General features: G+C 69.0%; 19 protein-coding genes. 9 read left to right on the plus strand and 10 right to left on the minus strand.

Going from position 1 to position 21,750, the window contains the following annotated elements:
* Nucleotides 1-122 precede the first annotated feature (122 nt).
* A complete protein-coding gene (locus OG385_RS34160; RefSeq protein ID WP_266861714.1) occupies nucleotides 123-1,244 on the plus strand; it encodes a PP2C family protein-serine/threonine phosphatase in 1,122 nt (373 codons plus the stop codon).
* Between the two features lie 167 nt (nucleotides 1,245-1,411).
* On the opposite strand, the gene OG385_RS34165 is transcribed toward OG385_RS34160, so the two are convergent.
* The 3 genes from OG385_RS34165 to OG385_RS34175 all read right to left on the minus strand — a co-directional run bounded on the left by OG385_RS34165 (nucleotide 1,412) and on the right by OG385_RS34175 (nucleotide 4,690).
* Nucleotides 1,412-1,912, minus strand: a complete 501-nt coding sequence (locus tag OG385_RS34165) for a hypothetical protein (protein ID WP_266861716.1) — start codon at nucleotides 1,910-1,912, stop codon at nucleotides 1,412-1,414.
* A gap of 271 nt (nucleotides 1,913-2,183) precedes the next feature.
* Nucleotides 2,184-3,806: an amidohydrolase gene (locus OG385_RS34170; protein WP_266861718.1), complete on the minus strand. Its 1,623-nt coding sequence runs from the start codon at nucleotides 3,804-3,806 to the stop codon at nucleotides 2,184-2,186.
* Between the two features lie 140 nt (nucleotides 3,807-3,946).
* A complete protein-coding gene (locus OG385_RS34175) occupies nucleotides 3,947-4,690 on the minus strand; it encodes a TetR/AcrR family transcriptional regulator (RefSeq protein ID WP_266861720.1) in 744 nt (247 codons plus the stop codon).
* Nucleotides 4,691-4,758: 68 nt separating this feature from the next.
* On the opposite strand from OG385_RS34175, the gene OG385_RS34180 reads away from it, so the two are divergent.
* Nucleotides 4,759-6,198: a cytosine permease gene (locus OG385_RS34180; protein ID WP_266861722.1), complete on the plus strand. Its 1,440-nt coding sequence runs from the start codon at nucleotides 4,759-4,761 to the stop codon at nucleotides 6,196-6,198.
* A gap of 68 nt (nucleotides 6,199-6,266) precedes the next feature.
* On the opposite strand, the gene asnB is transcribed toward OG385_RS34180, so the two are convergent.
* From asnB to OG385_RS34200, 4 genes are all read right to left on the minus strand, one after another.
* The gene (gene asnB, locus OG385_RS34185) at nucleotides 6,267-8,096 is read right to left on the minus strand and encodes an asparagine synthase (glutamine-hydrolyzing) (RefSeq protein ID WP_266861723.1); all 1,830 of its coding nucleotides are present in this window, start codon (nucleotides 8,094-8,096) and stop codon (nucleotides 6,267-6,269) included.
* Between the two features lie 541 nt (nucleotides 8,097-8,637).
* Complete coding sequence (locus OG385_RS34190) at nucleotides 8,638-8,991, minus strand: hypothetical protein (protein ID WP_266861725.1); 354 nt, start codon at nucleotides 8,989-8,991, stop codon at nucleotides 8,638-8,640.
* Nucleotides 8,992-9,142: 151 nt separating this feature from the next.
* Nucleotides 9,143-10,093 (minus strand): NADP-dependent oxidoreductase, encoded by a 951-nt coding sequence (locus OG385_RS34195; RefSeq protein ID WP_266861727.1) that lies wholly within the window; start codon nucleotides 10,091-10,093, stop codon nucleotides 9,143-9,145.
* Nucleotides 10,094-10,142: 49 nt separating this feature from the next.
* Nucleotides 10,143-11,096, minus strand: a complete 954-nt coding sequence (locus tag OG385_RS34200) for an erythromycin esterase family protein (RefSeq protein WP_266861729.1) — start codon at nucleotides 11,094-11,096, stop codon at nucleotides 10,143-10,145.
* Nucleotides 11,097-11,579: 483 nt separating this feature from the next.
* Here OG385_RS34200 and OG385_RS34205 point away from each other — a divergent pair, with 483 nt between their 5' ends.
* Nucleotides 11,580-12,998 (plus strand): arabinofuranosidase catalytic domain-containing protein, encoded by a 1,419-nt coding sequence (locus OG385_RS34205; RefSeq protein WP_353963182.1) that lies wholly within the window; start codon nucleotides 11,580-11,582, stop codon nucleotides 12,996-12,998.
* Nucleotides 12,999-13,117: 119 nt separating this feature from the next.
* On the opposite strand, the gene OG385_RS34210 is transcribed toward OG385_RS34205, so the two are convergent.
* Nucleotides 13,118-14,620, minus strand: a complete 1,503-nt coding sequence (locus tag OG385_RS34210; protein ID WP_266861732.1) for a family 43 glycosylhydrolase — start codon at nucleotides 14,618-14,620, stop codon at nucleotides 13,118-13,120.
* A gap of 264 nt (nucleotides 14,621-14,884) precedes the next feature.
* Nucleotides 14,885-15,295: a VOC family protein gene (locus tag OG385_RS34215; RefSeq protein ID WP_266861734.1), complete on the minus strand. Its 411-nt coding sequence runs from the start codon at nucleotides 15,293-15,295 to the stop codon at nucleotides 14,885-14,887.
* A 550-nt stretch (nucleotides 15,296-15,845) separates the two neighbouring features.
* Here OG385_RS34215 and OG385_RS34220 point away from each other — a divergent pair.
* The 4 genes from OG385_RS34220 (at nucleotide 15,846) to OG385_RS34235 (ending at nucleotide 19,096) form a co-directional block, all read left to right on the plus strand.
* Nucleotides 15,846-16,274: a subtilase-type protease inhibitor gene (locus OG385_RS34220; protein WP_266861736.1), complete on the plus strand. Its 429-nt coding sequence runs from the start codon at nucleotides 15,846-15,848 to the stop codon at nucleotides 16,272-16,274.
* A gap of 181 nt (nucleotides 16,275-16,455) precedes the next feature.
* A complete protein-coding gene (locus tag OG385_RS34225; RefSeq protein WP_266861738.1) occupies nucleotides 16,456-17,271 on the plus strand; it encodes a class I SAM-dependent methyltransferase in 816 nt (271 codons plus the stop codon).
* Nucleotides 17,272-17,762: 491 nt separating this feature from the next.
* Nucleotides 17,763-18,626: an oxaloacetate decarboxylase gene (locus tag OG385_RS34230; RefSeq protein ID WP_266861740.1), complete on the plus strand. Its 864-nt coding sequence runs from the start codon at nucleotides 17,763-17,765 to the stop codon at nucleotides 18,624-18,626.
* A gap of 203 nt (nucleotides 18,627-18,829) precedes the next feature.
* Nucleotides 18,830-19,096: a hypothetical protein gene (locus OG385_RS34235; protein ID WP_266861742.1), complete on the plus strand. Its 267-nt coding sequence runs from the start codon at nucleotides 18,830-18,832 to the stop codon at nucleotides 19,094-19,096.
* On the opposite strand, the gene OG385_RS34240 is transcribed toward OG385_RS34235, so the two are convergent.
* The gene (locus OG385_RS34240) at nucleotides 19,093-20,025 is read right to left on the minus strand and encodes an LLM class F420-dependent oxidoreductase (protein ID WP_266861744.1); all 933 of its coding nucleotides are present in this window, start codon (nucleotides 20,023-20,025) and stop codon (nucleotides 19,093-19,095) included. The genes OG385_RS34235 and OG385_RS34240 overlap by 4 nt on opposite strands.
* Before the next feature lie 243 nt (nucleotides 20,026-20,268).
* Here OG385_RS34240 and OG385_RS34245 point away from each other — a divergent pair, with 243 nt between their 5' ends.
* Together OG385_RS34245 and OG385_RS34250 are read left to right on the plus strand one after the other, a co-directional pair.
* Nucleotides 20,269-21,093 carry an LLM class F420-dependent oxidoreductase gene (locus OG385_RS34245; RefSeq protein WP_266861746.1) on the plus strand — a complete coding sequence of 275 codons (825 nt, stop codon included), beginning with the start codon at nucleotides 20,269-20,271 and terminating at the stop codon, nucleotides 21,091-21,093.
* Nucleotides 21,093-21,524, plus strand: a complete 432-nt coding sequence (locus tag OG385_RS34250; RefSeq protein ID WP_266861748.1) for a TIGR03668 family PPOX class F420-dependent oxidoreductase — start codon at nucleotides 21,093-21,095, stop codon at nucleotides 21,522-21,524. Before OG385_RS34245 ends, OG385_RS34250 begins: the two co-directional genes overlap by 1 nt.
* Nucleotides 21,525-21,750: the final 226 nt, after the last annotated feature.

Genomic DNA, 21,750 nt, shown 5'->3' on the forward strand with positions numbered 1-21,750 from the left:
GACCGCGCACCCCGCACGCAGCACTGGTCACCGCGCGGGGGACGTCGACCGGCGGGGCGCAACTCACCCACGGCCGGGCCTGCCTAACGTACGGGGCGTACACCACCTGTCCAGGAGGTCCCGTGCCCCATCAGCTCCCGAAGAGATTCGCGCGTCCTTTCGAGGCCATCGAACCACCCCGCAACGCCGAAGTAGTGATCGGCGCGGTGTCGGTGACCTTCCTGGTGGTGCTCCTCGGTGCCCTGTCCGAGTCCCCGGTGTGGCTTCTCGGGCTCCTCGTGTTCCTGCCGGGTACGGCGTCCGCGCTGTGCACCGTGCGCCAGACGACATTCGTGGCCGCATGGACCACGCTCGTGGTCATCGTCACCGTGCTGGTCCGGCACGGTGACGGGCGGTCGTGGCTCGACCAGATCTTCATGATGCTGCTCACCCTCGCCCTGGGCGCGGCCTCCGTGTACGCCTGCCACCGCCGTACCCTCCGCGAGCACGAGATGCTGCGGCTGCGCTCCACCGCTGCGGCAATGCAGCGCCACATCCTGCGCCCGCTGCCTCAGCTCACCGACGACGTGCTGGTCGACGGCGTGTACGAGCCCGTCCAGGAGGACCGGCTCGTTGGCGGCGACATCTATGACGTCGCCGTCTCCCCGTGGGGAACCCGGGTTCTGATCGGCGATGTCCAGGGCAAGGGCCTGCCCGCGGTCGGCGCCGCGTTCGCCGTCATCGGTACCTTCCGTGAGGCGGCACACCGGGAGCCCACGCTGACCGCGCTCGTCGATGCCCTCGACGCCTCTGTCGTACGGCACAACTCCTACGCCGCGCAGACCGGCGACGACGAGCGGTTCGTCACAGCGCTCATCGTGAACGTCGACGCACACGAGGAGGTGCAAGCCATCAACTGCGGGCACATTCCACCGCAGTTGCTGGACAACGCCACCGTCATCACACCGGCCCTCGGCTCCGGCGTCCCCCTCGGTCTCGCCGAACTCGCCGCCGAACCCGCGACCGTCGACTGGTTCGCCTTCCCACCCGGCGCCACGCTGCTGCTGACCACCGACGGGCTCACCGAGGCCCGCGCCGCCGACGGCACGTTCTACCCCGTCACCGAACGCCTCACCGAGCGCGTGTCCCTCTCCCCCACCGAGCTGCCGCAAGCCCTCTACGACGACGCGCGCGCCTTCGCCGGCGAGGGCAGCCAGCACGACGACGTCGCCATCCTGTCCGTCCGACGGTCACCGTTCCGCTGAGCTCACCTCGGCGCCTGTCAGGCAGGGGCGACCGCCGTGTTGTTCCGGCCGTTCGCCCACGTCGACACGGTGCGTACGCGAACGGCCGGCCCCTTGCGGCCGAGTGCCCCTCAGCCCTGAAGCAGGCGGCGCCTCATGTGCCGCCCCGCGGACTCAGCGCCAGGTCACTAGGGGTGGTAGATCTCCTGCATGGCGGTGACCTGGCTGTGGCCGTTCACGCGGTAGTAGAAGTACGGGCTGTTGGCGAGCTTGTGGTTCACCAGCCACTCCGGGGTGACCTTCACGGTTGTGGTGTCTTTGAGGACCTTGACGGAGGCGCCCGAGGCGAAGACGAGCGACCGGGCCGCTCCCTTCGGGGTGTAGACGACGTCCTCGTCGTTGTTCGCGTTCACCTTGCACGTCTCGGGGGTGACGCGTACGACGGTCTTGCCGTGGAGGTTCTTGGCGGAGTCCAGCTTGAAGAGGGTTTTGTATCCCGCGGGCAGGTGGCACGGCTGCCAGTGAGTGCCCGCACTTCCGGAGGCGGCAGTCGGCTGTCCGGCCGCGGTGGACACGGCCGGTGTGCTCGCCGCTGCCCTCGGGCTGGCGCTTGAGGACCCGCACGTGGTGGCGAGGAGCGCGGCGGCGGAGGCGAGAACGACGGCGGCGGAGACGTAACGGTGGTTCATGAACATCCTCTGCGACGAAGATCGGCTGACGCTCAGGGAGATACCGGTCCGAAGTGAAGGGTTTCAACCGGCTGCCGGCTGTGACCGGACGGTGACAACCGTCACGCCGCGGAGATGATCGGCCGGCCTGTCCGACCCGTCGGCGCAGCCCCTTGGACAGGGAACGGCACGGACCTCGGTCACGCTCATTCGCCGGCTCGGGACCAGTTGCGGCGCCCCCTCGCGGGACCGGAAGGCTGCCTGCTGCCTTCCGGCCGTGCGGCGGGGCGTGTCACAGGGTCGTGTCGCGGTGGGTGGGGCGGCCGTCGAGGACCGTCAGCAGGACGGGCAGGTCCGGCAGTTCGGTGGCGGCGGTGGTGAGAGGGTTGTCGGCGAGGACCGTGAGGTCGGCGCGGTAGCCGACGGCGATGCGCCCGGCCTCGTGCTCCTCGCCCGCCGCGTGCGCGGCATTGACAGTCATGGCCTGGAGGCACTCCAGCGCCTTGAGCGCCTGGTCGGGGCCGTGCGGGGGCTGGGTGAGATCACGGCTGGGGCGGCGGTGGCGGGCGCCCGCCATGGTGCCCAGCGGCGGGTAGGGAGCGATGGGCCAGTCGGAGCCGAGGACGACGGTGGCACGGGAGTCCCACAGGTCGCGGCAGCGCCAGGCGCGCAGGGCGCGCTCCTCGCCGAGACGGCGCGACCAGTTGTCGGTGTGGTCGGCCCGGGTGAAGTCGCAGCAGTGGGTGGGCTGCATCGACGCGATCACGTCGAGTTCGGCGAAGCGGCGCAGGGTGTCGTCGGGCACGGTCTCGATGTGCTCGACCCGGTGCCGCACCCCGCGGTCCAGACCGGCCTGGGCCTTCTCGACAGCGTCGAGGACATGCCGTACCGCCGCGTCACCGATGGCGTGGGTGGCGGTGGGCACGCCGGCCCGGTGGAGTTCACCGACGATGTGGGTGTACGCGTCCGGGTCGGGCCAGAAGGCATGCGTGGACTCGCCGTGGCAGTCGGGGCGCTCCAGCCAGGCGGTGCCGTTGTCGATGGTGCCGTCCATGAACAGTTTGACGCCCGCGGTCTGCCAGAGCCGGCCGCCGGTGCACTGCTGCTCGATGAGTCCGCGCAGCGCGTCCGCGTCGGTGCCGGGCTGGCACCAGGGGGCGACCCGCAGCCGCAACGGCAGCTCGCCGGCCGCGTCGAGCTCGGCGTACAGCGCGAGGCTATCGCCGTTGGCGTCCATGGCGTGGCCGCCGGTGAGCCCGGCAGCGGCCATGCCGCGCAGGGTGGCGGCGAGGCGGTCGCGGCGCTCGGCGTGAGTGGGCTGTGGTGCGGCGCGCTCGACGAGTTCACAGGCGGCGTCCTCCAGGAGCAGCCCGGTGGGCCGGCCGGCGTCGTCGCAGACGACCTCGGCGGCCTGGGCGAAGGTGCGCGGACCGTCGACGCCGGCGAGTTCTAGCGCGCGCGGGCTGGCCAGCATGGAGTGCGCGTCGAAGAGCTGCAGGAGGGCCGGTACGCCGTCGAGGACGGGAGCGAGAGCGGCGGTCTCGACGGGCCGGTCCCCGAAGACGTTCGGGTCCAGGCCCCAGCCGTGCAGATACGCGCCGGGCGCGAGGTTACGGACCTCGCGGGCCAGCGCCTCGCGCACCGCGTCCAGGTCTGCGCAGTGCGACAGGTCGAGCCCGTGGGTCACCTCGGCGCCCGAGACGGGGTGGAGGTGTCCGTCGACCAGGCCGGGCGTCACCACGGCCCCCTTGAGGTCGATCACCGTGGTGGCGGAGTCGGCGAGCGCGCGCATCTCGCGGTCGTCGCCCAGGGCGCAGATCCGCCCTGCGGACACGGCCAGGGCGGTTTCCGGCAGGAACCCGCCGGTGACCGGGTCGAGCAGACGGGCGGAGAGCAGGACGAGAGGGATGCGCACAGCGGCTCCTCAAAGGGTGATGGGAATGGGTCGGTCGGGGATGGCGGGCAGTGCCTGGGGCGGTCGCGCGACCGGACACGGCCCGGCGCCGTGGCACTGGTCGGTGGCGTGGCACTGGTCGGTGGCGCCGGCCGGCGGTACTAGTCGGCGGCCGGCTCCGTGCCGGGATCAGCGGCCGAACCGGCGGGTGAACCGGTGGACGTTCCGGTGGATGTTCCGGTGGATGCGTCGGCGGGTGCGTCGGCGGATGTGTCGACCGGCCGGCCGAGCGCGCCGCAGGCCAGCCCGAGTTCGCGCTCCGCCGTGATGACGGCCATGTACCTCACGGCCTCCGGGTGGCTGCTGATGTCCGTGTTGGCGTGGACGCCGAGGCCGTCGAGTACCACCAGGATCTGAATGGCACTCACATACGGGTCAGCAGTACGGAATTCAGCCTTGTCGACGCCCTGCCGCACAAGGTCCCCCAGCCGTCCGCGCCACAAGGCCTCCTGCTCCGCGACCCGGTCGCGCAGCACGGGCCGGTAGCGGCTGAGGTGCCGCGCGTTGATCCAGAGCCGGCTGAGGTCGTCGTACGCCTCACCTGTCGTGTCGGCGAAGAACCGCGCCAGGTGCTGCGTGGGGCTCCCGTCGGGCCGCTCGGCCGGCAGGAGGGTGTCGAGTTCGCCGCTCGCGGCGCTGCCGAACGCCTCAGCCACGAGGTCCTCCGCCGAGGGGAAGTAGTGGCTGATCAGTCCGGGCCGGACGTCGAGCTCTTCACCGATCCGCCGGAGCGTGACGCACTCCAGGCCCTCGGTCAGGGCGACGGCGGCGGCCGCGGCAACGATTTCCGCACGTCGGGCGGCTGGTGGCTTCCGAACTCGCTTGCGCTGAACGCTTGACGACATACCCCGGATGCTATTGAGTGTGCGACCAATAAGCAAACAGTGAGTGACGACCACCCTCGGAGGACCTCATGGCGTCCACGATTCCCGACCCGCGCCCCGGCACGTCCGACGCAGTCCCATCGGAGCGTGCGGTCCGTATTGAGGCCCACGGCATCGACCACATCCCGGAGGCGGACCGGCATGGCAGGGCGCGGGAGCTGTTCTCCGTCTGGGCGGCGGCCAACGTCAACTACCTCAACCTGGTGGTCGGCGGCGCGTTGATCCTCATGGGCCTGAGCCTGTGGCAGGCCCTGTCCGTGCTCGTCGTGGGCAACCTCTTCTGGGTGCTCACCGGGTTTCTCGCCGTCTCCGGACCGGCTGCCGGCGCCCCGAGCGAGGTGATCACGCGGACCATGTACGGCATCCTCGGCAACCGGGTCAACAACGCGGTCGTCGGCTGGATGATCTCCGTCTGTTACTTCGCCCTCAACCTGTCCGCCGCCGCGGTCGCCGCCTTCTCCCTCGTCGAGAAGTGCGGCATCCCGGCGACCACCGGCGTCAAGTGCGTTGTCGTGGTGGTTATCGCCGCCCTCACCCTGACCATCAGCGTCTATGGGCACGCCACGATCGTGAAGCTCTACCTTCCGATCACGGTGGTCCTCACCGTCGCCTTCGCCGTCGTGGCCGTCAGCGTGATCGGGCACACCGACTTCTCGTACGTACCCACGAAACCGCTGACCGGTGTGGACCTGTGGGCCACCCTTATCGCCGGGGTCACGCTCACCGCATCGGGCCCGCTCTCCTACACCACCAGCGCCGACTTCTCCCGCTACCTGCCCAGCACGACGCCCCGGAGGGCGATCGTGGGCTGGACCGCGCTCGGCAGCTTCCTGCCGAGTGTGGTCGTCTGTTCCCTCGGCGCGTTCGCCGCAACCACGGTCGACATGACCGACCCGCAGGCCGCGCTGGCGAAGATCCTGCCGGTCTGGTTCACCCCCGTCTTCCTGCTCGCCCTGGTGCTCGGCACGATCTCCATCAACGCTCTGACCGCCTACAGCGCCGGGCTGGCCCTCCAGGCCGTCGGCATCCGTATCCGCCGCTCCGTCAGCGTGCTCTTCGACGGGACCGCCGCCGTCGCCCTGACCCTGTACGCGCTGCTCGTGTCCAACTTCCTGGACACCGTCAGTAATGTCCTCCAGCTGACCGTCGTACTGCTCGGCCCCAGCATGGCCATCTACGCCACCGACATCCTGCTGCGCCGCAACCGCTACGACGGCCTCGCGCTCACGGACGAGGCCCCCGGCAGCACCTTCTGGTACACCGGGGGCGTCAACTGGGCCGGCGCCGGCGCGCTCGTGGCGGGCGTCGTCGCGTCCGCGCTCTGTGTGAACACGCTGTACACCGGCCCGATAGCCGCCGCCCTGGGCGGAGTTGACCTGGCGCTGCCCGTCGGCATGGTCGTCGCGTCGGCCGCCTATGTGATCCTCATGCGTTCACTCGGCGGCCTCGGCACGGCCGTGCGCGCATAGCCTCCGTACGGCCCTGCGGGCACTGTCCCGGCCTGTGTCGACGACAGTCACGCGGCGGTCCCGGCCATTCAGCTCAGGCTGATGACCGGCTTGTGGAGGTCGAACCAGGTGGCCAGGTCGAGCGCCCGTTCCAGGTGGGAGCGCTGGCGAGTGGTGATCGTCGCACCGTCGGCCCGGGCGGCCTCCTGGAGCCGGGTGCGCTGGCACAGGTCCAGGGCGGGGTGGCCCGATGCGAGCAGGTCGGAGGTCTGCGCCTGGATGGCCGCCACGTAGTTGGGGTCGAAGCTGCCGGGGTAGCCGCTCTTCTTGCGCTGCACCACCGAGTCCGGCAGCAGGTCGCGTGTGGCCTCGCGCAGGATGCTCTTCTCCCGCCCGTCGAACGTCTTCATCGACCACGGGGTGTTGAAGACGTACTGCACCAGCCTGTGGTCGCAGAACGGCACCCGGACCTCCAGCCCCACCGCCATGCTCATCCTGTCCTTCCGGTCCAGGAGGGACTGCACCATGCGGCTCAAGTGCAGGTAGCAGACCTGCCGCATCCGCTTCTCCAGCCCGCTTTCCCCTTCTTTGAGAGGGGCCTCCGCCAGGGCGGTGGAGTAGCTGTCGTGCAGATAGGAGTCGAGTTCCAGAGTGTGCGCGAGGTCGTCCGACAGAGCGCCCGTCAGGTCGATCGGGGAGTCTCCGGCCAGCCAGGGGAAGGTCTGCGCCTCACGCCGCTCGTCATGGAACCACGGATAGCCGCCGAATACCTCGTCGGCGGACTCTCCCGACAGGGCGACCGTGGAGTGTTCGCGGACCGCCGCGAACAGCAGGTAGAGGGAGTTGTCGCGGTCGCCGAGTCCCACCGGCAGGTCACGTGCGCCGACGGCAGCCCGCCGTACCGCCGGGTCGGACAGAGCGGCACCGTCCAGCATGATGTCGCTGTGGTCGCAGTTGATGTGTTCCCTGACCGCGTGCACGAAGGGGGTGTCCTGTGTCGGACTGATGTCCATGGCACGGAAGTTCTTCGCCTGGTCCGGGAAGTCGACGGCGAAACTGCGTACGGTCTCGCCGTGTTCGCCGAGCTGCTCGGCGGCCAGGGCGGTCATCGCGGAGGAGTCGAGCCCGCCGGAGAGCAGGGAGCAGCGGGGCACGTCCGCCACGAGCTGACGGGCGATGATGTCCTCCAGCAGTTCACGCACATGCGTGACGGTGGTCTGCCGGCTGTCGGTGTGCTCGGTGGCTTCCAGCTGCCAGTAGGCGTGCTCGCGCAGGCCGTTGCGGTCCAGAATCGCCACATGACCGGGCTTCAGTTCCCGCATTCCCTCCCACACCGCGAACCCGGGGGTCTTGGCGAACGAGAAGATCTCCCGCAGCCCGTCCCTGCCGACGACGGCCGGGGCCAGCGGGTTGGCCAGAATGGCCTTGGGTTCCGAGCCGAACAGCACGCCGTCGTCGGTCTCGTAGAAGTAGAAAGGCTTGATGCCCATCCGGTCCCGGATCATGACCAGCTTCTCCGTACGCGGGTCCCAGATCGCGAACGCGTACATACCGTTGAGCTTGCCGGCCACTTCCTCGCCCCACTGGAGGTAGCCCCGCAGCACGACTTCGGTGTCGGAATCGGTCTCGAAGCGGTGTCCGTGGCGGCGCAGTTCCTCGCGCAGCTCGACGTAGTTGTATGCCTCGCCGGAGTACACCATCGCGACGGTGCCGTTCTCGGTCCGCGCCTCCATCGGCTGAGCTCCGCCGGGGAGGTCGATGACGGCGAGCCGGCGATGCCCGAGCGCGGCCCTCGGCGTCAGCCAGGCCCCCTGAGCGTCAGGGCCACGGCAGGACATCGTTTCGGTCATGGCATCGACGGTCTCCCGATGGGCCGTCAAGTCGCGTCGATAGGACACCCATCCAGTTATGCCGCACACAGGGGACAACCTCTCCGTGGGGGGGATTAGTTGTATCCACCATCTCTCTTGTTGTGCCGGCTTCACCACCCGGAGCAACGACCGCCTGAGTGTCGTTTCTCACCGGTAAACTCTTGTTAAGTTTGTGTTTCGGACGCGGCGTCATTGCCTCACAGGGCACTTCTCAGCGGCTCGGGGCTGCCGTGGAAGCCGGCGGTACAGGCGGTGCCGGCCGGGTCACTCCGTCGGGTGAACCGGTGAGAGCACCGGCCAGGGCGGCCGCCATCGCCTCGCTCATCGCGGCGGTGGCGACAGAGAGAGTCGCCGGGTGGGGCAGGTACGTATCGGTGTGACACGCGGGGCGCACCGCGCCCAGGCCGCCGCCGGGCTCGCCGGAACCGCCGAACTTCGGCGGATTTTGACCGGGCAGACAGGAAGCCCGCCAGATCGGTCCGACGGGTCCGACTGACGGGCAGTGCCGCTGCCAGGTCCGGTCGGCGCCCAGCGCGGGCGCCGACCGGGACGGCGCTGGCGTTCTCGGTGTTGGTGTTCTCGGTGTTGGTTACTTCACGAGGACAACGGAGTTGATCGGCGTCATGTCGTACGGCGAGAAGGTGCCCTTGGCGCGGTCCACGGCGGAGCAGCGGGTGCCGTTGTACCCGAAGCAGAGCTTGAATCCCGCGCCGCCGGTCTGGTTGTTGATCAGGACACGTTTGCCGGTGACGTTCGACAGGTTGTGGTTGCCGTAGCTGTAGAAGATGTTCTTGCTCAGGATGGTGCCGTTCGTCTCACGAATACAGAACGCTCCGGACGGACAGGCCGTCGCCGCATCGGCGCTGGGCGCTACGGCGAGTCCAGCGCCGAGCACTCCGGCGGCCAGGGACAGCCCTGCGGCGGTCATCGCGATCTTGCGCATACTTTCTTCCCCCTGCTTCTTGATGCTCCGGCATGGAGCACCTCGCATCCGAAAGTAGCCCAACTGACGTGCGGTGTCGGGAAATTGGTGTAAATCACAGAGCCTGTCCCAGTTCTTCGGTGAGTCGTTCGAAATGCCCCAGGGAGCAGTGCTACACGGCGGTGAAGTCCAGCACGAGACGGCCCCGCAGCCCGCCTTCGGCCAGCCGCCGGTGCGCCTGGGCCGCGTGGGCGGCGGGCAGTACGTCGGCCACCCGCAGAGTCAGCTCGCCCGTATCGGCCTGGTCCCGGAGCCGGAGCAGGCGGGCGTGGTCGGTGGCCGCCTCGTTCACCCAGACCGGGTGCACCCTGACACCGCGGTCGACCGGACCGTCCCAGCCGCGGATGACGGCGATCCCACCACCGTCCCGGACGGCCGGGACGACCAGCTCGTGCAGCATCGCCCCGTCGAGTACGCCGTCCACCCCGTCGGGCGCGAGCGCGCGGAACCGGTCGGCGACGTCGTCACCGCGCGTCACCACCTCGTCGGCGCCCAGGCCGGCCACCAGTTTCATGTCGGCCGGTGAGGCGTCCGCCAGCACACGCAGTCCATCGCTCTTGGCCAGCTGCACCGCGTATCCACCGAAGGCCCCGGCCGCTCCGGTCACCGCGACGGTGCCACCAGCCGGCACGGCGAGCAGGTCCAGCCCGACTCGGGCGGTGAGGGCGTTCATCAGCAGCGTCGAGGCGGCCGGGAAGTCCACACCGGACGGAATCGGCACCACCGACTCGGCGGGCACCACGACCAACTCGGCGTAGGCACCGCCGCGCGGCTCATAAGGGCGGACGATCGCGATCACCGCATCCCCCTCCCGGAGTGGGGTATCGGTGTCCGGCCCGATCGCGTCCACCACGCCCGCCGCGTCCATACCCGGGACGTACGGCCCGGAACGACCGTTCAACCGCACGCTCAGGGCACCGGAACGCAACAGCGTGTCGGTGGGGTTGACCGAGGCGGCGCGCACCCGGATGCGCACCTCACCACTGCCGGGCACCGGATCGGGCAGCTCGATCACCCGCAGTACCTCGGGTCCGCCGAACTCGGTCAGGCCGATCACGCGCACGGCCCTCACCTCCTTGTACGATAGACATCAAACTAATCACCACGGTAACTCAACTCCTTGCGCGAGAGAGGAACTGGACCGGGGTGACCTTGTGAACGTGGAGGATGGTGTCGAACCAGCCTGCGAGCGATCCGCCGGAAAGGTGGTAATCGGCGTTGTGCTCGGGGTCGTAGTGAGGACCGATCAGACGCGTCCTGGTCGGCGTTTCGAGCCAGGTGCGGACAGCCGCAGGACCATCGGCGTGCAGGTTCAGAAGGTAGGCGTCCAGACCGGTTCCTCCCAGGACCGCGTCAGCGAACTCCGCCGGCGGGGCCGGGACGGGGCAGGGAGCCATGCCGTGATGGAAGGTCAGGCCGACGGATACATAGCCGGCGCCGAAATGCTCTCGGAGGTAACTGCCCGCGTTACGGTGCGTCAGCGGCGGTGAGGAGGGCGAGACGGTCCGCGGATCGCCATTGGCGGTGTGCGCGATGCCACCCCAGTGGACAATCCTGTCCCCGGTGTGTTCGTGCCATCGGATCGTGTCGTCGGCCAGACTCCGCTCGATACCCGCCAGGCCGTCGAGCCGGGCGGGCGGTACCCGGGGAGAGCGGACGTCCCCCGCGAACCGAACCGGGTCATCGGGGTGGTGATGGTTGTAGGAGCGCATCCAGCGGATGACGTCGAGGATTTCCTCGGTCTGCCAGAAGGACCGCGCCTCGGCCAGCAGCGCCCGCGGGTCACCCGTTCCGGTTCTGATGTACTCGTCGAGTCCTAGCCGTGACGCATCGTCCCCCTCCAGTGCGAGTGAACGGAATCCCAGTTCCTCGACCAGCAGCCGGAGGAGCCTGTGCGAGAGGGTGGACAGTTCATGGGCCTGACGGGTTGAGGCACCGATGGCTACGACCTTGGCATCGCGCACGATGTCGGCCATCGGCCGGAGATCGGTCCACGGGGCTTCGGGGTCGAGGGTGGTGAGGCGATGGGCATGTTGCCTGATCCACTGGGTCACCGTCTCGGTCATTGCCGGACCTCCTTGTTCGGAACGATCGGTCCCGGGGGCACATCCCTGGTCGCGGCCGATGCCGCATGAGCAGCCTCGGACATGAACCACGGTTGAGGTCAATTCGGCACAGACAACGGCGTCGGTCAGGCAGCCCGCCCCGGACCGAGCGGGGCCCGGCCGTGGCGGATGTCCGACTGCCCCCCGCTGCCGGGCTCAGCCGCACGAAAGTCGACAGATTCTGACCGTTTCCACGTACGGAAGGAAAACCGAAGCAAACAAATATTGACGCGGACACCCCGTGCGCGTACCTTCCCGGCGAAGGCGCCGAGCGGTGTGAACTCCGGTACCGCAACGGCAGGTTGAGCTCCGTTCCCCCCACCACATCACCGGGAGCACACCATGCGCGACGACAGAGACGACAGATCCGTAGCCGCACGAGCCGTTGCGCGTCTCCCCGCGGGGCCGCCGGCTCACCGTCTCCGGAGACAGCTGCTGACAGCCGTGGCCGCCCTCGGGCTCGTTCTCGGTGCCCTGATCGGCCTTCCCTCCCTGTCGCAGGCGGCCGGCTCGCTGCCCTGCGACATCTACAGCGCCGCCGGCACCCCGTGCGTCGCGGCGCACAGCACGACACGCGCCCTGCTGTCCTCCTACAACGGCCCCCTGTACCAGGTCACCCGCGCCTCGGACGGCGCCCGGTCCGACATCGGTCTGCTGGCTCAGGGCGGGTACGCCAACGCCGCCCAGCAGGACACCTTCTGCCAGGACACCACCTGCCGCGTCACCAAGGTCTACGACCAGACCTCGCGCCACAACGACCTCACCCCGGGACCGGCCGGCACCTCCGGCATGGGCGCTGACCGCGGGGCCGACGCCGGTGAGATCGCCGTCACGGCCGGTGGCCACAAGGTGTACGGCATCTGGATCTCACCCGGGGTCGGTTACCGCTCCACCGGCGCGGCCTCGGGTGTCGCCGTGAACGGTCAGGCCGAGGGCGCCTACATGGTGGCCAGCGGCACCCATGTCGGTTCTGCCTGCTGCTTCGACTACGGCAACGCCGAGAGCACACCGGCCGACACCGGAAACGGCCACATGGACGCGGTGTCCATCGCGACCACCTGCTACTTCGCGCCGTGCACCGGCTCGGGCCCCTGGGTCGAGGCGGACATGGAGAACGGCATGTTCCAGGGGGACAACGGCTCCAACACCGCGAACGCCGGCAACAAGAGTCCGTTCGTGACGGCCATGCTGAAGAACAACGGGCAGACGACATACGCACTCAAGGGCGCCAACGCGCAGTCGGGCTCCCTGTCGACCTGGTGGAACGGCTCACTGCCGACCCGTGGCGGCTATATGCCGATGCACCAGGAGGGCGGGATCATCCTCGGCACGGGCGGGGACAACAGCAACTGGAACATGGGCACCTTCTTCGAAGGCGTGATGGTCGCCGGCTACCCGACCGACGCCGCCGAGAACGCCGTACAGGGAAACGTCGCCTCCGTCGGCTACTCGGGTGAGACGGACGTACCCAACGGCCCGCAGGGCACCATCACGGGTCCGGGCGGTCAGTGCGTCGACGTCGCGGCTGACGACACCGGCACCAACGGCACGGCCGTCCAGCTGTGGAACTGCCAGTCCTACGCCGAGGACCAGTACTGGCAGCACCACACCAACGGCTCCCTGAGCACGATCGGCAGATGCCTGGACATCGACGGCAACGGCACGGCCAATGGCACCCAGGTCGAACTGTGGGACTGCAACGGTGTCGGCGGTCAGGTCTGGCAGCAGCGCTCCGACGGTTCGCTGTTCAACCCCCAGTCGGGCCGCTGCCTCGACTCCCCCGACGGCGCGACCGCCAACGGCACCCACCTGCGGATCTGGGACTGCAACGGAGCGGCGGCACAGAAATTCACCCTGCACTGAGCACCGCGGAGGCGGCGAGGCACTGATCCGCTCGCACAGAAACACACAGGAGGGGTACGGGAACGAGTTGTTCCCGTACCCCTCCTCCAGTTCGGCAGCGAAGACCGGTTCGGACGGCGTCAGTTCACATAGACCTCCGCCCGGTCCACACTCACGTAGGACGCCTGGGACTGCCCGTCGTGATCGCCCGTCACCCGTACCCGCAGCGTGTGCTTTCCGTAGGGAAGGCGCGGGCTGACGAACTGGAGCGTCTCCCCGGTGCGGATCGCGCCGTAGTAGTCCAACCGCTGTTCGGGGCCACCGTCGATGCTGAGGCCCGCATATCCGTTGCCGGTGTCACGGACGGACAGCAGAGCGATCCGGGTGCCGGTGAAGGTGAACGTGGCGGTGTTTCCGGCGCCGTCGCTCCAGTGGTCGTCGCCCCAGAAGCACTGGGTGGCGCAGCCGGTGCCCGAGTTCCAGTCACCGGTGTAGGCGACGGTCCCGTCGCCGCTGGAACGGCCGTCGTCATTGATCCAGTACGCGCCCGGCCCCGGGTCCCCGGACGGGAGATCCTGGGTGGCGCCCATCGCGAGCGGGCGGCCGAGGTCGGGGCTTCCGTCGGCGTTCCAGCCGATGCGCTGAGCGCGTGTGGTGCGGTTGCTGTAGGTGACGGCCGAGGTGCTCTTGGCGTGGTAGACCATCCAGTCCTCGGTACCGTCGGGGGAACGGAAGAAGGCGTGGTGGCCGGGGCCGAAGACCCCGTGGTCGTCGGCGCGGGAGAAGACCGGGCCCTGGTGCTGCGTCCAGTTGCCGGGTACCAGCGGGTCGGCGTCGGACGGGAGCGACATCATCCAGATCTGGTAGTCCGGTTTCCCGGTGTCGCAGGTGGAGTAGGTCATCCATGTGCGTCCGTTGCGGTACAGGAACTCAGGGCCCTCACGGACCTCGGGGCAGCCGCCGGCCGCGTCGATGGCGACCGCGTCGCCCGAGACGGTGTACGGATTCGACAGGGGAGCGATGTTCAGGCCGTTGTGCTGGTACTGGTTGATGCCGCTGTAGGCCAGGTAGAGACGGCCGTTGTGCTGGAGGATGCCGGGGTCGATGGCGAAGTCGGCGGCGTGGTTGGGCGGCGCCAGCTCCGCCTTGAAGTGGTAGGAGCCCGCCGGGTCGTCGCCGTCGGACTCCGCGACGTAGATCCGGTGGTGGTCGTCGACGCCGTCGTCGGCAGTGTAGTAGAGGTACCAGCGGTCGCCGAAGCGGTAGAACTCGGGGGCGAAGATGTCCCGGTTCCGGGAGCTGTCGCTGTCGGTCCAGACGGTGATGGGATCGGCGGTGAGCAGGGTACTCAGGGACGGCGAGCGCCACATTCGGATGCTGTTGCCCTGAGTGGTGGTCAGGTAGTAGTTCCCGTTCCAGTACGTCATGAACGGGTCGGGGCCGGTGTTGAGGGGGTTGCGGAACGTGCCAGCGGCGGTGGCCTGCTGGGCCGCCGAAGTGGTGACTGGCGTCGCTGCGGCGGTGGCGGGCCGCACGGTGCTCGTTCCGGTGAGGATCAGCCCGAGCGCGGTCAGCACGCCCAGCAGACGCAGGAGGCGTAGGAGGCGCAGTGGATTTACGGTTCTGTGGAGTTGCGTACCCATGGGGGGCTCCTTCTTCGCGTGCCTGTTCCGATGAGCCGTGGCACCTCTTTGCATCGATGTAAATGTTGATGGTGCGTCACCGTAGAACGGAGCTGATACAGCGTCAAGGTGGCATGTCAGCCGAATGCGTACTGCGGGGACCGATGACTCCGGGACGGCCGAGCACGCCGAGTGCGCCGAGGACGACTCGGCGCCACGCGGCGTGGGGCGACCAGGGCGTGCCGACTGCGGCCACTCCGGAGAGTGAGCAGCGGCGGGCCGGGCCTACGCGGGCAGGTCGAGCTGCCAGGAGACGCCGAAGCGGTCCTCCACCCAGCCGAACTTGGTGCTGAACCCGTAGTCCCCCAATGGCATCAGCACCGTGCCCCGCCCGGAGAGGGCCGTGAACAGGCGGTCGAGTTCGGCCTCGTCCTGGCACCGCACGTACAGCGAGATCGCCGGGGTGAACCCGAAGTTGTGCTCCACATTGCTGTCGATGCACATGAACTGCTGCCCGGCGAGTGAGAACGTGGCGCGATGAACGGTGCCCTCATCCCCCGATTCACCGGCGCCGTAACGGGTGATGTCGATGACCTCGGCATCATCGAACAGCGAGGTGTAGAACGTCATCGCTTCCTCTGCGTAGCCTTCGAACATCAGGAACGTGGTGATCTTCTGCGGTTCCGCGGCGGCCATCCTGTTTCACTCTCCTGGGAGTCGTAGCGTGAGCCGTTGTCCGTTGCGTCCGGCCCGGTGGACGGGGTCCTGAGACCGCCTGTCGCAACGGTGGTGCCGAGGTTAGACCGTGCCCCGGCCTGGGCGCGGTCCGGCTCACCGCCACCCTCCTGGTTCACGAACATGCTCCCGGCTCGGTGCTCACACGACCTCCTCGACGTCACGGCCAAGCGTCCCCTGACACCTGCACGGGCCGCCGAAGAACCCGCGGCACGGCACGCACCGACGGGGAATCGCACCTGTTTCCCGCCGAAAGCCCGCACTTGAAAAAGAAACCAGAATCCCATCAATGCAGGTCAGGAGGCAGTTTACGATGAGACCAATTCATTTTGTCCACATGTTGGACACACCCACACCACCCCTCCCGTCCCCCATGAGCTGCCCGTATCCCTCCTTCCGTCACCGTGAGCGGACATCTGCGTCCGAAAACCGATCAGCAAGGTGCGGCAACTCTCCGCACCGGCCAGACTCCTGTCCGCAATCAACCACCCCCTTCGACAGGAGATTCGAAATGCGGCACAGCCTCAAGACTCTCGGCGCGGCGGCACTCGCGGCGGCGGCCTGCGTGACGGGCATCGCCGGAACGGCACACGCCCAGCCGACGAGCGTCTACGCCCCCTCCGCGCTGGTGCTCACCATCGGCCACGGAGACGAGGTGGCATCGACGGTCCTGCGTGCCGTCACCCTGAGCTGTGCGCCCCAGCCGCAGGGAACGCACCCCGCGAGCAAGGCCGCGTGCGCCGAACTGAAGGCTGTGGACGGTGACTTGGGCCTCCTCGGCGCCACCCCGTCGGACCGGGAGTGTTCGTTCCTGTGGGCTCCCGTGACGGTGACCGCCGACGGCGTCTGGCAGGGCCGACGGGTTGCCTGGCGGGCCACCTACGGCAACGCCTGCCAGATGGACGCGGCTCTCTCCGGGAGCTCGGTCTTCAACTTCTGACCGGCCGCGCACCTGTGCAACCCCGCGACCGGGGTTGCACAGCCCCGGCCGCACAGCGCACGGCCGCTCTGCACTGAAGGCCCGGCGCCGCCCCGGGGGCGCAAGAAGCGGGAAGGACCGGCAACGCACCGCCCCCTGCGAGCTGTTGATCACAGTCGAAAGCGATCTTTAGCATGGAGCCATGCACGACGACACTCCTGACGCAACGCGCCGTGCCCGCCTGAGCCGGACCTTCGACGAGGACGCGGAACTCTACGACCGGGCCAGGCCCGGGTATCCGCCACAGCTGTTCGACGACCTCGGCACACTCGCCGGCGCTGGTCCCGGCTGTCGTGTTCTGGAGGTGGGGGCAGGCACAGGCAAGGCGACCGTGCCGCTCGCCGGGCGGGGTTGCCGGATCACCGCAGTGGAGTTGGGCACCCACATGGCAGCCGTCGCGCGGCGCAACCTGGCCGGGTTCGAGGCGGTGGAAGTCGTGACGGCGGACTTCGAGACCTGGCCCCTGCCGAAGGAACCGTTCGACGCGGTTGTCTCGGCCACGGCGTACCACTGGATCGACCCTGCGGTGCGGATGGTCAAGGCGGCCGACGCGCTGCGCCCCGGTGGCGCCCTCGCCGTGGTCGGCACGCAGCATGTGGCGGGCGGTAGCGAGGAGTTCTTCGCCGAGGTCCAGGACTGCTACGAGCGTTTCGATCCGGCCACGCCTCCAGGGCTGCGCCCTCCCGCCGCGGAGGACGTCGACACCTCGGGCCACGTCGACGAGGTGGCTCGCAGCGGCCGGTTCGGCCCTGTCGTCCGTCGGCGCTATCAGTGGGACCTGGGGTACACCACGGCGGAGTATCTGGAGGTGCTGCGGACCTACTCCGGCCACCGGGCGCTGCCACCGGAGGCCCGCGAGGGGTTGCTGAGGTGCATCGAAGGACTGATCGACGGACGGCACGGAGGCCGGGTCACCAAGCGGTATCTCACTGAGTTGCGGGTGGCACGGACGGTGTGACGACTGCCGCGATGTCCGTGGTTCAAACCCGGTGCTCAGAAGGCCAGTTCCGTCCGGCCGCCCCCGCTGAGCGGGGATCGTGACGGATGTACCACTCGGTCACCAACAGCCCCGCGCCCGGCCGGTGGGCGGAAGCGCTGCCGTCCGGCCGGCAAGGCTCCGGCGCGCGAGATGACCCGGCCACCGGCATCGAAAACGTGACTGCATGGGAACCGGCGAATCCCCCACTCCGAGCCTCAGGCTCTCCACGGCGCTTCACCCGTCTCCGGCACCCAACACGCCCAGACACCCCCGGGTCGGAATTCTTTCCGAGTCATCCGAACGGCTCTCATGTCGAAACGATTCTGCCCAGATACGCAAAGGGAAGCCCATACCTCTTTCCACCCGAGGAGAGCATCCTGAGACCTACCAGCAGAACTTCAAATGTCTGTAAATTCCGAGTCAAGCGAAGGGCGAACTCGCCCTTCCGACATCGGAACCTTGGAGGTTCGATGCGTTATGGACCAGCGCTGCGCGAGGAGATCTCCGCGCCCGGCACCACACCACTCATCGGTATCTACGACATGTATTCGGCATCTGTCGCCGCCGAACACTACGACGGGTTCTTCGTCTCGGGATTCGGTTTTGCGGCTTCGCACTACGGTCTTCCCGACATCGGATACATCGCCTGGCCGGACATGGTCGCGTTCGTGGAGCGGCTGCGGCTGGCCTTCCCGGGCCGGCACCTCCTCGTCGACATCGACGACGGGTATGTGGACCCGGAAGTCGCCTGCCACGTCGTGCAGCGCCTGCACCGGGCCGGCGCGTCCGGCGTGATCCTGGAGGATCAGAAGCGCCCCCGCCGCTGCGGGCACGCCGACGGCAAGCAGGTCCTGCCGTTCGAGGAGTACCTGGACAAGCTCAACATGGTGCTGGAATGCCGCGGTGACATGGTCGTGGTGGCCCGTACCGACGCGGTCGAGGAGGACGACATCCTCTACCGCGCCGCCGCGCTGGCCAAGACCGACGCCGACGTGGTGCTCGTCGACGGTGTACGCAGTGTGGAGTGGATCCGCCGCATCCGAGACGTCATCGGGGACAAGCCGCTGCTCTTCAATCAGATCGCCGGCGGCAAGTCACCGCGCCTGTCGCTCCCGGAGTTGGACGCGCTGGACGTCGACGTGGCGATCTACTCCACCCCGTGCCTCTTCGCTGCTCACGAGGCCATCGATGCCTCCATGCGAGGCCTCAAGGCGGCGCAAGGACGGCTCCCCGAGATGAGCGGCCCACGAAGCGTCGGCGTCCCGGAGTCGACACAACTGCTGGAGCGCAACATCAGCCGCCACCACGACTCGGCGTCACGCGTGGGTGTCTGATCGGGTACCCGCGGCCGTCGGCCGCGGGTACACATCCGACAACTCCGCCCGGCCGCCCGCCGGCCAGCCATGACTGCCGACGGCCACCGCGTCGTCGCGGTGGCCGAGAGGAGCGCCACACCATGAACCCCCGTCGCGACCCACGCGCCGTTCCCACCCGTACGAGGGCACCACGCCATGCGTATCGCCCGGACACGTCACATGTGTACCAGGCACCCCTGACGACGCGATTCCGGAGCGTCCTCACGGTGGCCGCCGGCCTGGCCATCAGCGCCGCGTGGGGCCAGGGGGTCTCCACTGCCGCAACAGAGCGCCCGTTGCTCGTGTCCTCCCTGATCCTGCCCACCCACATCGCCGCGGTCGAAGTGGACAACTCGCACGCGGACTCATGGCTGGAGGTCGACCGTACGGCCAACACCCAGACCGGCGCAGGCGATGCGGGCAGCGATCACGAAGGTGGGGACGACTAGGGGCTTGCGTGCGCCAGCTCTCCCAGGAGCGTCCAGGTGCGGCGCCTGGCGGCGTCTCCTGCGATCTCCGTTCCCGAGAACACCACCTCCGTCGCCCCGGCGTCCCGGTAGCGCCGTACCTCGTCGGCGACCGTCTTTTCGTTGCCGATCACGGCCACATCCACGGCCCGTTTGCCTCCGGAGAGCTCGATGGCGCGGGCGTACGACGGAATCTGTTCGTAGAACGCGAGTTGTCCGCCCGCCTTCTGTCGTACGGTTTCGACGTCGTCGGTCACCACACCCGGCACGAGCGCCACGATCCGTGGCGCCGGGCGGCCCGCGGCCTCCGCCGCGGCTGTGACGGCCGGGACGATGTGTTCGGCCAGGGCCCGGGGCCCGGCGAGATAGGGCAGGATCCCGTCCGCCAGCTCCCCGCTGGCACGCAGCGCCTGCGGTCCCATGGCGGCCACGAGCAGGGGGACGCCGCCCTCGGCTCCGGGCACGCGGGCGGAGACCGGGGTGGTCGCCGTGAACAGCTCACCGTGAAAGTCCGCGGAGCCGGTCTCGGTCAACTGGCGCAGGGCTACGAGGAATTCACGCAGCCGGGCGACGGGCCGGGTGAACGGAATACCGAAGCCGCCCTCGGTGAGGAGCTTGGTGCCCAGTGCGAGTCCGAGGTGGTAGCGGCCGTGCGTGGCCGCCTGCGCCGTCTGGGCCTGGCTGGAGACAACAAGCGGGTGGCGTCCGAAGACGGGGATGGCGGACGTGCCCACGTGCAGGCCCGGTACTTCACGCCCGACGATCGCTGCGAGCTGAGGTGAGTCCGCGCCAAAGGTCTGCCCCAACCAGGCGGACCTCAGCCCGGCGGCCGCGGCTTCCCCGCCGAGCTGCACGGTGGCATCGACCTGGTTGGCGGCGTCCGGTGCGTTGAGTACTACTCCCACAGTCATGTCGCTGCAAACGACCGGTGGACAGCTGTGGATTCCGGTTCTTGTGTCACAGCTTCTTGTCGGTTGTGTGTACTGGTTGCCGCCAAGCGCGTCGACGGCTCCCGGGACCGGCGCGCCGTATGCCTGCCGTCCTTCACCGGCCCGGAGAATGGACAGCCGGCCGGGCCCACCAGCAGTGCCCGACTGCGCCCGACCGGGCCGATGAGCCGGAGCCCGGCGGGAAACCAGCGACGAAGGAGCCGTATGAAGTTCGGGATCTCCACCTTTATCACCGACCTGAGCATCCGGCCGGCTCCCCTCGGGCGGGCCATTGAGGAGCGTGGTTTCGACTCGCTGTTCATCGCCGAGCACAGCCACATCCCCGTCGACCGCCGCTCGCCGTACCCCGGCGGCGGCGACCTCCCCGACATTTACTACCGCACGCTCGACCCGTTCGTGGCACTCACCGCGGCCGCCACCGTCACCGAGCGTCTGCTGCTGGGGACCGGCATCGCCCTGGTCTCGCAGCGCGACCCGATCCACACCGCCAAGGGCATCGCCTCGCTCGACCTGATCTCCGGGGGCCGGGCCGTCTTCGGTGTCGGCGTCGGCTGGAACCGTGAGGAGATGGCCAACCACGGCACCGACGCCGCCACCCGGGGCCGGCTCGTCGACGAGCGGCTGCGCGCGATCGTCGAGCTGTGGACGAAGGAGAAAGCCGAGTTCCACGGCACGTTCGTCGATTTCGATCCCGTCTACTCGTGGCCCAAGCCCGTGCAGCGACCGCACCCGCCCATCTACGTCGGCGGGGGAAAGGGCGCCTTCCCCCGGGTCGCCGAACTCGGCGACGCCTGGCTCGCCAACAGTGTCCCGCCCGAGACACTGCGGTCGCAGATCGAGGAGGTACGGGCCGCGGCGGGCCGTGCGGTCCCGGTGACGGTCTACGCGGTGCCCGACACCCCCGAAGCGATCGAGAAGTACGCGGAACTCGATGTGGAGCGGGTGCTGTTCTACCTGCCGTCCGAGCCGGAGCCCGCCGCCCTGGCACAGCTCGACCGGCTGGCCGAAGTCGCGGCGCGCTTCCGCTGATGCCACGCCTGAGCCGGTCCCAGGCGCGTGAGCGGTTCGCGGCGTGCCGGGTCGCCCGCCTGGCGACCGCTGACGCGGCCGGGCGCCCGCACCTGGTGCCGGTGGTCTTCGCGGTGACCGGCGAGACCCTGGTCATGGCCGTCGACCACAAGCCCAAACGGTCGCCCCGTCTCAAACGGCTGGCCAACATCCGTGCCAATCCGGACGTCTGCCTGCTCACCGACGAGTACCGGGAGGACTGGGACCAGCTGTGGTGGGCCCGCGCGGACGGGCAGGCCCGAGTCCTTCCGCCGGCCGAGCGGTCCGCCGAAGCGGCGCGCTACGCGGCGCTGCTCTCCGAGAAATACCCGCAGCAGTACGCGGGACGACCGCCGGCCGGTGAGGTGGTGGAGGTTCTCGTCACCGGCTGGACCGGGTGGCGGGCTACGTGACCGGGACACGGGAGTCCTCCGGATTCGGCCGACCAGGGGCCGGGCCGCTCCGGAACCGCCACCGCCTGCGCTACCCGGGCCTGGCCCACCGGGAGACGGCTGCGGCGGCCGTGCACGGACCGTACGAGCGGTCCGTGCACCGCCGCCGGGAGGGCGCCCGTCCGGTCCCTGGTTCGTCCGGCAGGACATGGCTCTCACCAGGGCCGTGTCCCCATGATTCCTCTGT

Origin of the sequence: Streptomyces sp. NBC_01306 (assembly GCF_026340465.1) — a bacterium.
GTDB lineage: Bacteria > Actinomycetota > Actinomycetes > Streptomycetales > Streptomycetaceae > Streptomyces.